The sequence below is a fragment of the Actinoplanes oryzae genome (assembly GCF_030757795.1).
Classification (GTDB): domain Bacteria; phylum Actinomycetota; class Actinomycetes; order Mycobacteriales; family Micromonosporaceae; genus Actinoplanes.
The window spans coordinates 1-13123 of the sequence record NZ_JAUQWH010000217.1; the positions used below are offsets into that span (position 1 = coordinate 1).

Annotated in this window: 16 protein-coding genes; 8 read left to right on the forward strand and 8 right to left on the reverse strand. The window is 73.2% G+C overall.

The window, feature by feature from the left end; all coding sequences use genetic code 11:
• The coding region (locus tag RBH18_RS39550; RefSeq protein ID WP_306215645.1) for an MMPL family transporter at positions 1 to 1241 on the reverse strand (1241 nt) is incomplete at its 3' end.
• A gap of 281 nt (positions 1242 to 1522) precedes the next feature.
• Between RBH18_RS39550 and RBH18_RS39555 the strand changes: the two genes are divergently transcribed.
• Both RBH18_RS39555 and RBH18_RS39560 read left to right on the forward strand, forming a co-directional pair.
• Positions 1523 to 2350, forward strand: coding sequence for a helix-turn-helix transcriptional regulator (locus RBH18_RS39555; protein WP_306215646.1), 828 nt, complete (start codon positions 1523 to 1525; stop codon positions 2348 to 2350).
• A gap of 85 nt (positions 2351 to 2435) precedes the next feature.
• Positions 2436 to 3593, forward strand: a complete 1158-nt coding sequence (locus RBH18_RS39560; RefSeq protein WP_306215647.1) for an FAD-dependent monooxygenase — start codon at positions 2436 to 2438, stop codon at positions 3591 to 3593.
• A gap of 6 nt (positions 3594 to 3599) precedes the next feature.
• Here RBH18_RS39560 and RBH18_RS39565 read toward each other — a convergent pair whose 3' ends face one another.
• From RBH18_RS39565 to RBH18_RS39575, 3 genes are all read right to left on the reverse strand, one after another.
• On the reverse strand, positions 3600 to 4673 hold the full coding sequence (locus tag RBH18_RS39565; protein WP_306215648.1) for a hypothetical protein: 1074 nt from the start codon (positions 4671 to 4673) through the stop codon (positions 3600 to 3602).
• Between the two features lie 330 nt (positions 4674 to 5003).
• Positions 5004 to 5207 (reverse strand): cold-shock protein, encoded by a 204-nt coding sequence (locus RBH18_RS39570; RefSeq protein WP_306215649.1) that lies wholly within the window; start codon positions 5205 to 5207, stop codon positions 5004 to 5006.
• 186 nt (positions 5208 to 5393) lie between these two features.
• A complete protein-coding gene (locus tag RBH18_RS39575) occupies positions 5394 to 6419 on the reverse strand; it encodes a fatty acid desaturase family protein (RefSeq protein WP_306215650.1) in 1026 nt (341 codons plus the stop codon).
• Positions 6420 to 6518: 99 nt separating this feature from the next.
• Between RBH18_RS39575 and RBH18_RS39580 the strand changes: the two genes are divergently transcribed.
• The 3 genes from RBH18_RS39580 to RBH18_RS39590 all read left to right on the forward strand — a co-directional run bounded on the left by RBH18_RS39580 (position 6519) and on the right by RBH18_RS39590 (position 8684).
• The gene (locus RBH18_RS39580) at positions 6519 to 7784 is read left to right on the forward strand and encodes a sensor histidine kinase (protein ID WP_306215651.1); all 1266 of its coding nucleotides are present in this window, start codon (positions 6519 to 6521) and stop codon (positions 7782 to 7784) included.
• On the forward strand, positions 7757 to 8392 hold the full coding sequence (locus RBH18_RS39585; RefSeq protein ID WP_306215652.1) for a LuxR C-terminal-related transcriptional regulator: 636 nt from the start codon (positions 7757 to 7759) through the stop codon (positions 8390 to 8392). Before RBH18_RS39580 ends, RBH18_RS39585 begins: the two co-directional genes overlap by 28 nt.
• A gap of 115 nt (positions 8393 to 8507) precedes the next feature.
• On the forward strand, positions 8508 to 8684 hold the full coding sequence (locus RBH18_RS39590) for a hypothetical protein (RefSeq protein WP_306215653.1): 177 nt from the start codon (positions 8508 to 8510) through the stop codon (positions 8682 to 8684).
• 23 nt (positions 8685 to 8707) lie between these two features.
• On the opposite strand, the gene RBH18_RS39595 is transcribed toward RBH18_RS39590, so the two are convergent.
• Positions 8708 to 9322, reverse strand: coding sequence for a DivIVA domain-containing protein (locus RBH18_RS39595; RefSeq protein ID WP_306215654.1), 615 nt, complete (start codon positions 9320 to 9322; stop codon positions 8708 to 8710).
• Between the two features lie 173 nt (positions 9323 to 9495).
• Between RBH18_RS39595 and RBH18_RS39600 the strand changes: the two genes are divergently transcribed.
• Complete coding sequence (locus tag RBH18_RS39600) at positions 9496 to 9828, forward strand: STAS domain-containing protein (protein ID WP_306215655.1); 333 nt, start codon at positions 9496 to 9498, stop codon at positions 9826 to 9828.
• Between the two features lie 64 nt (positions 9829 to 9892).
• Entirely contained in the window at positions 9893 to 10732 is an 840-nt protein-coding gene (locus tag RBH18_RS39605; protein ID WP_306215656.1) for a helix-turn-helix domain-containing protein, read from the forward strand.
• 29 nt (positions 10733 to 10761) lie between these two features.
• Here the strand turns inward: RBH18_RS39605 and RBH18_RS39610 are convergent, their stop codons facing one another.
• Together RBH18_RS39610 and RBH18_RS39615 are read right to left on the reverse strand one after the other, a co-directional pair.
• Positions 10762 to 11652: an NmrA/HSCARG family protein gene (locus tag RBH18_RS39610; RefSeq protein WP_306215657.1), complete on the reverse strand. Its 891-nt coding sequence runs from the start codon at positions 11650 to 11652 to the stop codon at positions 10762 to 10764.
• A gap of 83 nt (positions 11653 to 11735) precedes the next feature.
• Positions 11736 to 12158 (reverse strand): MarR family winged helix-turn-helix transcriptional regulator, encoded by a 423-nt coding sequence (locus RBH18_RS39615; protein WP_306215658.1) that lies wholly within the window; start codon positions 12156 to 12158, stop codon positions 11736 to 11738.
• A gap of 166 nt (positions 12159 to 12324) precedes the next feature.
• On the opposite strand from RBH18_RS39615, the gene RBH18_RS39620 reads away from it, so the two are divergent.
• On the forward strand, positions 12325 to 12696 hold the full coding sequence (locus tag RBH18_RS39620; RefSeq protein WP_306215659.1) for a DUF4267 domain-containing protein: 372 nt from the start codon (positions 12325 to 12327) through the stop codon (positions 12694 to 12696).
• A 6-nt stretch (positions 12697 to 12702) separates the two neighbouring features.
• On the opposite strand, the gene RBH18_RS39625 is transcribed toward RBH18_RS39620, so the two are convergent.
• On the reverse strand, positions 12703 to 13123 hold a 421-nt coding region (locus RBH18_RS39625; protein ID WP_306215660.1), incomplete at its 5' end, for an ANTAR domain-containing protein.

The following is a 13123-nucleotide window of genomic DNA, read 5'->3' on the forward strand; positions in this document are numbered from 1 at the left end:
GCGCCGGCGAGCAGGTCGTACACCTGGCGCGGCTCGGAGCCCGGCGCCGCGGACCCGTTGTCGTTGAGGGCCAGCTGCAGCTGCGCGGCGGGGACGGCGAGCACGCCCAGGCCGAGCACCACGGCGACCACGATCGTCCGGGGGTAGCGGATCACGCCGGCCACCCAGCGGGAGGCGAGGCCGCGCCTGCGGGGGTCGAGCACGCGGCGGGCGGCACGCGAGGCGGTCCCGGGCCGCAGCCGCTCACCGGCCAGCGCCATGAGGGCGGGCAGCATCGTCAGGGCGAACAGGACGGCGATCGCGACGGCGCCGGCCGCTGCCACGCCCATCGAGGTGAGCAGGGGTACGCCGGCGAGGGTCAGGCCGGCGAGGGCGATGACGACCGTGAGCCCGGCGAAGACGACCGCGCTGCCCGCGGTGGCGATGGCCAGGGCGATCGACTCCTGGACGCCCATGCCGCGGGCGAGCTGGGCGCGGTGCCGCGAGACGATGAGCAGGGCGTAGTCGATGCCGACGGCGAGGCCGAGCATGATGGCCAGCGTCAGCGCGTGCTGGGAGACGTCGAAGAGGTTCGCGACCAGCAGCGTGCCGGCGGCCGTGCCACCCACGCCGAGGGCCGCCGTGAGCAGCGGGATGCTGGCCGCGAGCACCGAACCGAAGGTCACCAGCAGGACCAGCAGCGCCACCCCGATGCCGATCGCCTCGGGTACGCCGAACGGCTCCAGCTCCTCCTCGAAGGCGTCACCGCCGAACATCACCTTGCCGCCGTGGTCGCCGAGGGCCTGGTTGTACGAGCCGCCGGTCGCGCGTACCGCCTCCTGCAAGGTGGCCTCCACCTCGGTGTCCGGCGGAAGGTCGAAGCTGATGGCGGCGACCGCTATCCGCCCGTCCTCCGAGACGTCCTCCAGCGGGTCACTGACGCCGGCGACCGGGTGGACGGTCTTGATCCGTTCCGTCACGGCCCGCATCTGCTCGACGACCCCGTCGTCCTCGATCCGGGCGCCGTTCGGGGCGACGAAGAGCACGGTGCCCTCGACGCCGCGCCGCTCCGGGAAGTGCTGCTCGACCTTCTCCAGGGCGACCTGCGCCGGGGCGCCCGGGATCGCCTGACCGGGCGAGAAGGAACCGCCGTAGAGAACCATCGCCACGAGCGTCGCCGCGAGCACGGCCAGCGACGCGCCGAGGAAGACGAGCCGGCGACGGGCCGCGAGAGCGCCGAGCCGGTACAGGAATCTGGCCACGAGACTGCCTTTCGAGACAGGAGTTGCGGACCTGCTCAGCCTCGCGCCGCACCTTGACGGCCGGCCGTCACCGACCTTGACGATCACTTGACGATCTGGACACCGTGAGTATTCCGACGGCGCGCGCGCCCTGTCAACCGCCGCCCAGGCCGACCATCCGGCGCAACGCCCGCAGCCGCCTTCCTCGCCGCCGCGGTCGCTGTCGCGTCGCTCTGACCCCCCGGGCCTGGGTTCCGCCGGACGGCCGGGGCCGCTCGCGGGCAGCGCACTACTCTCGCGGCATGACCGGATTCATGCCGCCCGCGAAGCGCCGGATCGACCGCGCGGAGCTCGGTGCCTTCCTGCGCCGGCGGCGGGAGACGACCACGCCGCCGGGCGGGCGTTCGGCGACGTTGACGCAGCGGCGGACTCCGGGGCTGCGCCGGGAGGAGGTCGCCGCGCTCGCGGCCATGTCGGCGAACTATTACGAGCAGCTGGAGCAGGGCCGCGGTCCGCAGCCGTCCGGCGCGGTCATCGGCTCGATCGCGCGGGCGCTGCGGCTCTCCCCCGATGAGACCACGCATCTGTACGCCCTCGCGGGCCTGGCCGTGCCACGACCCGAGACCGCGGCTCCGGGCGTCGACCCGGGGTTGCGTACGGCACTCGCGTCGCTGTCGGGCACGACGGCCGGCATGATCTGCACCGGGCGCGGGGACGTGCTGGCGGAGAACGAGGTCAGCGTCGCCGTCTTCGGGCGGTTCCACGGCGGCCCGGGCAACATCGTCGAGCGGTGGTTCACCGATCGGCCGTGGCGGAACGCTCTGGTGCGGCCGGCGGATCAGGAGCGGACCAGCGCCGCGTACGTGGCGGACCTGCGCGCCTCCCTCACCGCCGGCCCCCTCGACACCGCCTTCGTCCGCCGGCTGCGCGCGACCAGCGCCGAGTTCGACGACCTCTGGGCCCGGTACGACGTCGCGACGCTCCGGGCCGGGGCGAAACTGCTCACGCATCCGCGGGGGCTCCTCGAGCTCGAATGCGCCGTCCTGGCGGGACAGCAGCCGGGGCAGCGACTCGCCGTGTTCCGAGCCGCCCCGGGCACGGAAACAGAAAGCCTCCTCGCCAGCCTCTGATCATCAGTCCGTGGCTCGTCCCGTACCGGCGCGGCAGTCTCGAGGCCGAGACACAGGTCGCTGGACGAAGACGGAGTGGTGCACGGTGGCAGGGACGGTTCTGATCTCCGGGGCGAGCGTCGCCGGGCCCGCGGCGGCCTTCCTGCTCGCGCGAGCCGGCTTCGACGTCACCGTCGTCGAGATCGCCCCGCGACGGCGCACCGGCGGCTACGCGATCGACTTCAGCGGGCCGGCGCACCTGACCGTCCTCGACCGCATGGGCCTGCTCGACGACCTGCGCGCGCGGGCCACCGGCGGCCGGACCAGCCGGTTCGTCGACGAGACCGGCCGCACCCTGTTCACCCTGCCGCCCGAGTTCACCGGCGGCGACCTGGAGCTGCCGCGCGCGGAACTGTCCGAGCTGCTGCACGGCCGCGGCGGCACGGTCGGCTACCGCTACGGCGACACCGTCACCGCGCTGCAGGAGTCGCCGGACGGTGTGCGGGTCTCGTTCCGGCAGGCGCCGACCCAGCGCTTCGACCTGGTCATCGGCGCGGACGGGATGCACTCGGTCGTCCGCGGCCTGGCCTTCGCGCCCGAGCCGGAGTGCGTGACCTACCTCGGCTACCAGGTCGCCGGCTGGGACCTGCCCCACACCGGGGACCTCGGTCGCGAGATCCTGCTCCACAACCGGCCGGGCACCCTGGCGGGTCTGTCCGCCGACGTCCGCGACCCGGCGCGCGCCGACGCGTACGCCCTCTTCGCCGACCCGTCCCCGGACGTCCCGCGCGGCGACCGGGAGGCGCAGCACCGCCGCCTCGGGCAGCGGTACGCCGGCCAGGGCTGGCGGGTGCCCGAGATGCTCGCCGCCTTCCCCGGGGCGACCGACGTCTACTTCGACCAGGTTGCCCGGGTCGCCGTCCCCCGCTGGTCGGCCGGGCGCATCGTCCTGCTCGGCGACGCCGCGTGCGGGGCCACGCTCAGCGGCACCGGGACGGGCCTGGCCGTCGTCGCGGCGTACGTGCTGGCGCGGGAGCTGGCCCGCACCCCGGACCACCGGCGCGCCTTCGAGCGCTACGAGCGGATCATCCGCCCGTACGCCGACCGCTGCCAGGGCGGAGCATCACCCGCCGAGATGCTGGCACCCGCCGGCCGGATGCGTCTGCGCCTGCGCGACCTCGTCCTCGGCAACCCCCTGGGCCGCGCGCTCGCCCTGCGCTCAAGCGGCAAGGCAGCCGCCGGCCCGGACCTCGATCGGCTGTAGCGGGGATCACGGCGTCCGGGGCGCTGCCGTCTCGGAGGCCACCGGGGGCTCGGCGATGCCGTAGCCGATCGCGTCGCGGAAGGCGTACTCCAGTTGTGCCGCCGGCCACCGCAGCCAGGGCTCCTCCGCCGGCTGGACGACCCGGCCGTCCGCGTGCCGCACGGTCGACACCAGCAGGAACTCGTTGGTGACGGTGGCGATCCGCAGCTGCGTCCGATCCTCGGCGGGGCGCACGGTCTCCCAGGCGGCCCAGGCCCGGTCGTTGTCCGGGAAGCTGACGATCTCCAGCCGGGTGACGGCGTCACTGTCGGTCGTGGTGTATTCGAACTCCGCGGTACGCGAGCAGTCCGCGTACAGCTGCGCGCAGCCCTCCAGGTCGGTGGCCGAGACCCGCGTCAGCTCGTCCCCCTGCACCCGCATGGCGGTCTCGGGGAAGATCTGCGTCGTCATCAGCAGGTCACCCGACACGTCCTCGTTCGCGACGACCGTCCCGATGCCGCCGCCCAGGAAGACCGCCATGACGAAGATGCCCGTCCACTGGCCGCTCCCCCGGAACAGCTTGGTGAGCAGCAGCCCGACGAGCAACACGACGACGGCGGTCACGAGCGTGCCGAAGCCCCACAGCATCCCGGCCGCGAGGGCACCCGCGCCGGCCCCGCTCGTCCGGGCCCGCGGGTCGGGGACGAACTGCAGCACCAGCACGATCTGCACCGACGCCAACGCCAGCCAGACGATCCGCCCGGTCCGCCCGGCGCCCCGGTAGAACATCCAGAAGAACACCGCGAACGCCACCGGCGCCAGCGCCAGCACCCACCCGATGAAGCCGAGCCAGCCTCCGGAGCAGCCGGTCACCGTGCACGCCGCCGTGACGAACGCGTCCCCGACCACCAGCGACCCGGACACCAGCCGTAGCACGACGCCGGCCACCACGGCCGCGACGAGCGCCGCGGCGCCGAGGAAGCCCAGGTCCGGCACCCACGTGTATCCCTCGACGTCGGCCCTACCGGCCGGGACGGCGGGCCGGTGCGCCTTCGCGGCCCGGGCTTCTCGCCGCCGGCGCCGTTCTCTTCGCTGTGACATAGGCCTACGAGGGTACGGATCATGCCCCTGCGGTCGCCGCCCGGCCATCACGCACCGTCGTTCGACGTGGCGACCGCCCGGCTCGGCATCCCGGCCGCCGACGGCACTGCCGAGGCGCTCGCCGTGCTGCGCAGGCGGGACCCGAAGGGTGAGAAAGAGACGGCCGGCGCCCCGGGAGATCACGCGCTCGCGCGCGGATCGTCAACCGTGGGCAGCCGGCCGCCGCCAAGCCCGGCGACCCCGAACCGGGGGCACCGGGCCGTCTTTCAGCACAGCGGCCAAATATCTGCCGCCTTGAACAACAGCGGGCGAATGTTCGCCGCCTTTTTGTTACAGCGGTCGGATGTTCGCCGCCTGCAGGCCCTTGGCGCCCTGCTCGACGTCGAACTCGACCCGCTGGTTCTCGTCGAGGCTGCGGAAGCCGGACGAGGCGATCGCCGAGAAGTGCGCGAACACGTCGGCGCCGCCGCCGTCCTGGGTGATGAAGCCGAAGCCCTTGTCGCCGTTGAACCACTTGACGGTGCCGGTGGCCATGATTGTCTCCTGTCGACTCGTGGGAAGACACACCTTGCGCCTCCCCGCGTCGCCGCACTGATCACCGTGAACCGACGAAACAAAAAACGCCTGACGGGCTGAGAGACCCATCAGGCGTCAAGAAACGTCCAAGGAAATCAAAACTGCAACCCGGCAACAGTAGCACGGATTCACCGAATGTCGATTTCAGGCGCGGGCCCGGCGCAGCGGGGCGCCCACCTCGTGCAGATGCCGCAGCGCCTGCCGGTAGGACTCGATCAGGCCGGTCTCCTCGTACGGCACGCCGATCTCCCGGCAGTAGTCGCGCACGATCGGCTGGGCCTTGCGCAGGTTCGGGGTGGGCATGCCGGGGAAGAGGTGGTGCTCGATCTGGTAGTTCAGGCCGCCGAGGGCGATGTCGGTGAGCCGGCCACCGCGGACGTTGCGGGAGGTCAGCACCTGCTTGCGGAGGAAGTCCTCGGTGCCCTCGGGGTGCGGCATGCCCTTGTGGTTGGGCGCGAACGTCATGCCCAGGTAGACGCCGAACAGGGCCTGGTGCACGAGCAGGAACGCGATCGCCTGCAGCGGCGAGAGCACCACGACCAGGGCGCCCAGGTAGGCGGCCGTGTGCACCAGCAGCAGCGCGGACTCGAGGACGGGCCGCTTGACGACGCCCGCGCGCAGCGCCTTGACGCTGGACACCTTGAGGTCGGTGCTGAGCAGCGTCAGCAGCGGGAAGAAGAGCCCCGCCTGGTGCCGGGTGACGAAGGCGGCCAGGCCGCGCCGGCCCAGGGCCGACTTCGTGGCCCAGATCAGCACCTCGGGGGCGACGTCCGGGTCGAGGTCGTCGTGGTTGGGGTTGTTGTGGTGCCGGGTGTGCTTGTCCATCCACCAGCCGTAGCTCATGCCCACGCCCAGGTTGGCGGCGATGCGGCCGGCGACGGCGCTGGGGTGCTTGGTGCGGAAGACCTGCCGGTGGGCCAGGTCGTGGGCGATCAGGCCCACCTGGGTGAAGGTCACCGCGAGGAAGACCGCCACCAGCAGCGTCCACCAGGAGGAGCCGATCAGGAAGAACGCGGCCCAGCCGGCGGCCAGCATCGCGGTCACGGCCGCCAGGCGCAGGACGTAGTAGCCGGGCTGCCGGCGCAGCAGACCGGCGGCGTTCACCCGCCGGTTCAGGGCCGCGAAGTCGCTTCCGGTGGCCGGGCGCTGTCGCACTGTGGTTGCCGTCATCCTCTCAGTCTCGGCCGGGCGGGGCGGAAGGTCAGGAGTGCGAGTCCCCCCACCCGAGGGGGGTGCTACCACCCCCGCCCACCGCGCGATGATGGGGTCATGACGCTGCGGGGCCGGGTGCGCACCGGCGTGCGCGCGGTCGTGGACGCGCTGTTCGCGATCGGCCTCGCGCTGCTCAACCCGCCGGTGCTGGCGCTGTGGCTGGCCGGGCTGCTGCTCAGCCCCGTGCCGGTGCTCGGCCCCGAGTTCCTCGCGGTGGCCACCACCGTGGTGCGCTGGCGGGCCGATCTGGAACGGCACATCAGCACGCGGGCCGGCGCGCCGATCCCCCGCCCGTACCTGCCGGCCCCGCCGGACGCCGAGGTGGGCAGCGGCCGCTGGCTCCGGTGGATCATCACCGACCCGGCCACCTGGCGCGACGCGGTGTGGTTGCTGCCCGGCGCGCTGGTCGCGGCGGGACTCGGCCTGCTCGTCGTGACGATCACCGCGTACGGGCTGCTGGGTGTGGCCTTGGTGCCGTTGTGGCTGTTCCTGGGGGACGTGTGGTTCGGCTACGGCCTGTTCTGGCCGACGGCGAATCGTGCCGAGGGCTGGCTGGCTCTCCCCCAGGGCCTGGTGATCCTCGGCGCCGCCCTCGCCGTGGCGCCGCTGGTGCGGTCCGTGCACGTGCGCTTCGCCCGGCTGTTCCTCGCGCCGACCCGCTCGGCCGGGCTACGGCTGCGGGTGGCGCACCTGACCGTGACCCGGGCCGACGCGATCGACGCGCAGGCGGCCGAGCTGCGCCGCATCGAGCGCGACCTGCACGACGGCGCGCAGGCCCGGATGGTCGCCGTCGGCATGACGATCGGTCTCGCCGAACGGCTCGTCCGCCGCGATCCCGCCGCGGCCCTCAAGCTGCTCGCCGAGGCCCGCGCGGCCAGCACCAGCGCGCTGGTCGACCTGCGCCACCTGGTCCGGGGCATCCACCCGCCGGTGCTCGCCGAGCGCGGCCTGGAGGGCGCGGTCCAGGCGCTGGCGATGCATCTGCCGGTCCGCACGGCGGTCACCTCGCGACTGCCCGGGCGCCTCGACACGCCGCTGGAGTCGGCGGTCTACTTCGCGGTGGCCGAGGCGCTGGCCAACATGAGCCGGCACAGCCACGCCCGGGCCGCCTGGGTGTCGTTGTCACATGCGGACGGTGTGCTGACGGTGGAGGTCGGCGACGACGGGGACGGCGGCGCCGATCCCGGGCGGGGCACCGGCCTGCGCGGCATCGAGCGGCGGCTGGGTGCCTTCGATGGGACGATGGCCGTCTCGTCCCCGCCCGGCGGCCCCACCGTCGTGACCATGGAGCTGCCGTGCGCGTTGTCATCGCCGAGGACCTGACGCTGTTGCGCGACGGGCTGACCCGCCTGCTGGAGGCCTTCGACTTCGAGGTGGTCGACGCGATCGACAACGGGCCGGCGCTGCTGCCCGCCCTGCTGCACCATCGGCCGGACGTGTCCGTCGTCGACGTACGCCTGCCGCCCACCCAGACCGACGAGGGGCTGAAGGCCGCCATCGCCGCCCGCGCCCGCATCCCCGGCCTGCCGGTGCTCGTGCTCTCCCAGCACGTCGAGCCGCTGTACGCCCGGGAGCTGCTCACCGACCAGGCCGGCGGCGTGGGCTACCTGCTCAAGGAGCGCGTCTCCGACGTCGAGCAGTTCGTCGCCACGGTGCATCAGGTCGCCGCCGGGGGCACCGCCTTCGACCCGGAGGTGGTCGCGCAGATGCTGGCCCGCCGGGAGCCGCTGGCCGGGCTGACCACCCGCGAGCACGAGGTGCTGCGGCACATCGCCGAGGGTCGCTCGAACGCCGCCATCGCCGCCCGGCTGTTCATCACCGAGAAGGTCGTCAGCAAGCACATCAACAACATCTTCGCCAAGCTCGGCCTGCCGCCCTCCGACGACGACAACCGGCGGGTCATGGCCGTGCGGATGTTCCTCGACGGGTGAGCGGCGCACCCGCCGGCCGGGTGTCCGCGCCGCTCGGGCGTAGGCTGGCGGAGCCGCTCGAGACCCTGGTGGCCGAAGTCTGCCGCCGGCGGGCGATATCGAGAGAGCGAGCCCCATGATCATTTCCAAGGCAGCGGTCATCGCGACCCTGCGCCGCCGTGGCCAGGACGACCGCGCCGACTTCGTCGAGCGGGAGCTGCCCGACCGCATCGAGTCCACCAAGCACTCGGGGCTGCTGTCCATGCTGCGCCTCGACCCGGCAGAGCTCGCCGAGGACACCCCGCCCGCGTGACCTCGCGCCGCCGCGCCCGGCGCTCAGATGAGCCGGCCGTGGCGGTTCACGCGGTGGGCCAGGGCGGCGCGGTAGTCCACGGCGAAGCGGGTCAGCTCGTCGATGTCGCGCGCGACGCCCGCCAGGTCGGCCACGTCGGCGTCCCCGCGGACGGATGACCTGCGGCCCAGGGCGTCGGCCGCGGTCCGCGCGTCGCGCCGCGTCCGGCCGGCCCGCTCGCGTGCCTCGGCCAGCAGCGCCCGGGACTGCTCCTGGGCCGCCCGTACATGGTCGTCGGCGGCCTGCCGCGCCCGCGCCAGGACCCGCGCGTCGCCGGGGCCGGGGCCGGCCGCCGCAGCACTCCGCCTGGCCTCGTCGAGCCGGCGCCGGGCGCTGACGGCCTCCTGCTCGGCCCGCTCGCAGGCTTGCCGGGCGCGGCCGAACTCGGCGGCGGCCGCCGACACCTCGGCCGCCCGCCCGGCGTCGCCCGGCCCGGCACCGAGCCTGCGCCGCAACGCCTCGTTCTCCTCGAGGAGCCTGATCATCTCCAGGGTGGCCTCGTCGAGCAGCGTGTCGACCTGCTCCTCGTCGTAGCCCCGCCGGCCGAGGGATGCCTTGGCGAACTCGGTGTGCTGGATCTCGGCCGGTGTGGGGGGCATCATGCTCCTCGGGTCGCGGTGCGGATGACGCGAGCGGACGCGGTCGATCCGTCGCGGACGTGCGAAACGCTGGAGCACCGCCACTGTACGCGCGCCGGAGTATGGTCGAGCGCACAACCTGCGTCGCGGTGCCCTGACGGCCGAGCGCTCCGCTCGCGACGCAAGGACCTCCGATGATCCGTTCCTCGTGGTCGGCCGACATCTCCGTGCTCGGCGGCACCGCCACGGTGGCGCTCGGCGGGGAGCTCGATCAGCTCGCCGCCGACCAGCTGCGCCTGCTGCTCCTCGCGCTGCTCGACCGGCCGGGGATCACCGAGGTCGTCGCGAGCCTCGCCGCCGTCACGTTCCTCGGCTCGGGGGCCCTCGGCGCCCTGGTCCTGGCCTACCGGCACGCCCGGGAGCTCGGCCGCCGTTTCGTCGTCACGCAGCCGGGCCGCCCGGTCCGGCGGGTGCTCGAGATCGGCGGCGTCGTCGAGATTCTCGTCGCCCCCGCGCCGCGGGCGTAGCCGGCCGCTGGGTGCACCTGGCAGGGGCAGGCTACGGTCGCCGCCGCCGCGCATACTTGCCACCATGGACGCCCGGTCGCCGCTCGGCGAGTTCTTGCAGGCCCGGCGGGCCCAGGTGAGCCCGGAGGAGGTCGGTCTGCCCCGCTACGGCGACCGGCGCCGGGTGCCGGGGCTGCGCCGCGAGGAGCTCGCCATGCTGGCCGGGGTCAGCGCCGGCTACTACACCCGCATCGAGCAAGGCCAGTCGCCGGGCGCCTCCCCCGAGGTCCTCGACGCGATCGCGACCGCCCTGCGCCTGACCACGCCCGAACGCGAGCACCTGCACGTGCTGTCCGTCACGGCCGGCCACCGGTCCGGCCCGTCGGCGCCGCCCGCGGAGGAGTGCGCCCGCGATCTGCGTACGCTCCTCAGCGCGATGACCGACGTCCCGGCCCTGGTCATCGGCCGCCGCAACGACGTCCTCGCCTGGAACAGGGCGGGACACGCCCTCCTCGCCGGCCATCTCGATCACGCCGCCCCCGACGACCCGGCGACCCGCCCCAACATGTCCCGCCTGGTCTTCCTCGACGCCCACACCCGCGCGCTCTACCGCAACTGGCCCGCCAAGGCCCGCGCGGTGGCCGGCAACCTGCGCGTCATGACCGCCCGCCACCAGGGCGATGCGAGCCTGGCCGGCCTGATCGGCGAGCTCGCCATCGAGAGCCCCGAGTTCGCGACCCTCTGGGCCGGGCACGTCGTCGCCCCCTGCGGCCGCGACGTCTTCGACCTCGCCCACCCCGTCATCGGCGACCTGACCGTGACCCAGCAGTCCCTCCGCGTCCCCGACGAGCCCGGCCAGTCGCTCATCACCATCACCGCCGAGCCCGGCTCCCCCTCCGCGGCGGCCCTGGCCACGCTCTCCTGAGCCCTGTCTCGTTCACAGCGGGCGGAGGCTCAGGAAGCGGCCACGTTCATGGGCGCGGTCCAGCCGGTGGCCCGGATCCACTCGGCCAGGTCCAGGGTGTCCGGCTCGATCGAGCGCACCACCGTGAGGTCCGCGGGGTGTTCCGCCGCCTCCGCGAACTGGCGGAACATCGCCCTGTCGAGGTCGGTGGGAAGCACACTCAGGGGCAGGGCCTCGTACCGTGCCGGGAGCCCGGCGCGCGCGCCGAACGCCGCGGCGATCCGGGGGCCCGTCAGCTCGTCGCCGACGAGCTCGACGGCTCCGCCGGGCGCCTCCGCGGTGCCGAGCAGGAGCGCGGCGGCGACCCGGCCGATGTCCCTGACCGAGATCATCTTCAGGGGTACGTCCTCCGGCAGCGGGAGCCTCAGCACGATCTCTCCGTGCTCCAGGCTCGGTGCCGCCACGGTCGCGAAGACCTCCATGAAGGCGGTCGGACGCACCATCTCGGCCCGCAGACCGGACTTCCTCAGGTACTGCTCGATCGAGTGCTTCGAGTCGTGGTGCGGCACACCCGACTCCCGGTCCGCGCCGGAGACCGAGTGGAACACGACGTGCGGGACGCGCGCCGCGACCGCCGCGTCGACGAGCGCGGTGCCGACGCGGATCTCCGCCTCGACCTCGTCGAGGCTGTTCGCCTCCGGGGTCATGAAGGAGAACGCCTCGACCGCCGTCAGCGCGGCGGCCAACGATGCCGGGTCGTCGATCCGGATGGCCGCCAGCTCGACGCCGCGGGCGGCCAGCGCCTGCGCCCGGCCGGATCCGGGGTCGCGGACCAGGGCCCGCACCCGCGCCTGGCGCTCCAGCAGCGCGTCGACCACCGCCCCGCCCTGGTGCCCCGTCGCGCCGAAGACTGCGATCGTGCCGGTCGCCTGTGTGCTCACAGCTGCCACCCCTCACTAGTTCATGGCATGAACGAAACTAGTTCACGCCATGAACATCGTCAAGGTGCGGGGACGGCAAGACCTCACGGCACGGACGGCGAGAGGTCCGAGGTGTCCACGATGGCGGTGGCCACGCGCTCGAAGTCGCGCTGGTCGTCAGCATCGAGGTTCTTCGCAATCTCGGGCAGACGCTTGACGACCTCGGCGTAGAAGGCCTCGGCGAGCACCTTCCCCGTGGGCGTCGCACTGAGCATGACGACCCGCCGGTCCTGCGCCGAGCCCGCCCGGCCGACCAGCTCGCGCCGCGCGGTGCGATCGACCAGCTGACTCAAGGCGTTCTTGGTCATGCCCAGCGACGCGGCGAGGTCAGCCATCTGCCGCGGCTCGTTCCTGACGGCACAGAGCAGCGTGGCCTGCGAGGGGGTCAGGTCGAACTCGGCGCAGATCTGCGCGTACTTGCGCTGGATCACCACCGAGAGCCAGAAGAGCTTGTCGCCATAGTCCACGCCGGCCTCCCGTCCGATGACGAACGATCAGCCTACTCGTCGCGGCCTCCACGCCTCGCCGCTCACCAGGAGGCGCGAAGCCGCATCTAGCACCGCTAGATTTTCTGCCGACGACTTGATAGCTTCGTTCTTGTTCCTAGCGGTGCTAGAAAGTTGGAGATGCATCATGCACACGTTGATCGCCTACGGGCTCGCCGTCGTCGTCGTGGTTCTCGTCGCCGCCATGGCGGTGCGTTTTCTCGTGGCGCCCAAGGTGGCGGCCGCGGGCTACGGCGTGCCCGCCCGGCCGGAGGGCGACCCCGCCTACCTGAGCGTCAAGGGGCTGCGCGACCTGACCCTGGCCGTCCTCGGCGCGGCCCTGCTCGCCTTCTCCACCGCACACGCCGCCGGCTGGTTCATGCTCGTCGGCGCGCTCATCCCCCTGGGCGACATGATCATCGTCCTGCGCCACGGCGGCACCCGGGCCACCGCCTTCGGCGTCCACTTCGCCACCGCCGTCGTCCTGCTGATCGACGCCGCGCTGCTGTTCACGCTCTGAAACCCGTCAGGACGGCGAGCGGTGGTACGCGTTCTCGACGAGCGCCACGGCGACGTCGCGGAGCTTGCGGTTGGTGTCCTGCGACAGCTTGGTGAGGACCGCGAACGCCTCGTCGGGCGTGCAGCGGCGCTCGCCCATGATGATGCCCTTGGCCTGCTCGATGACGGCCCGGCTCTCCATCGCCTTCTGCATGTGCCCGGCCAGGGTGGCCTGGGTCTCGTACAGGTGGGCGTTGGCCAGGCCGACGGCGGCGAACCCGGCGAAGGTCTGCGCGAGGGCGATCGCGTCGTCGTCGAAGGCCTCCGGCGTGGCGGCGTAGATGTTCAGCGCGCCGGTGACCTGCTCGTGCACGGGCAGGCCGACCGACAGGGAGCTCTGCGCGCCGGCCTCGGCGGCGGTCCTGGCCCAATCGGGCCACTGCTGCTCG

Bases quoted from the DNA above. Each gene is read 5' to 3' on its own strand.
- RBH18_RS39555 (WP_306215646.1), top strand. From the start codon at position 1,523: ATGACCGGATTCATGCCGCCCGCGAAGCGCCGGATCGACCGCGCGGAG.
- RBH18_RS39565 (WP_306215648.1), bottom strand. From the start codon at position 4,673: ATGTCACAGCGAAGAGAACGGCGCCGGCGGCGAGAAGCCCGGGCCGCG.
- RBH18_RS39570 (WP_306215649.1), bottom strand. From the start codon at position 5,207: ATGGCCACCGGCACCGTCAAGTGGTTCAACGGCGACAAGGGCTTCGGC.
- RBH18_RS39575 (WP_306215650.1), bottom strand. From the start codon at position 6,419: ATGACGGCAACCACAGTGCGACAGCGCCCGGCCACCGGAAGCGACTTC.
- RBH18_RS39580 (WP_306215651.1), top strand. From the start codon at position 6,519: ATGACGCTGCGGGGCCGGGTGCGCACCGGCGTGCGCGCGGTCGTGGAC.
- RBH18_RS39590 (WP_306215653.1), top strand. From the start codon at position 8,508: ATGATCATTTCCAAGGCAGCGGTCATCGCGACCCTGCGCCGCCGTGGC.
- RBH18_RS39595 (WP_306215654.1), bottom strand. From the start codon at position 9,322: ATGCCCCCCACACCGGCCGAGATCCAGCACACCGAGTTCGCCAAGGCA.
- RBH18_RS39600 (WP_306215655.1), top strand. From the start codon at position 9,496: ATGATCCGTTCCTCGTGGTCGGCCGACATCTCCGTGCTCGGCGGCACC.
- RBH18_RS39605 (WP_306215656.1), top strand. From the start codon at position 9,893: ATGGACGCCCGGTCGCCGCTCGGCGAGTTCTTGCAGGCCCGGCGGGCC.
- RBH18_RS39620 (WP_306215659.1), top strand. From the start codon at position 12,325: ATGCACACGTTGATCGCCTACGGGCTCGCCGTCGTCGTCGTGGTTCTC.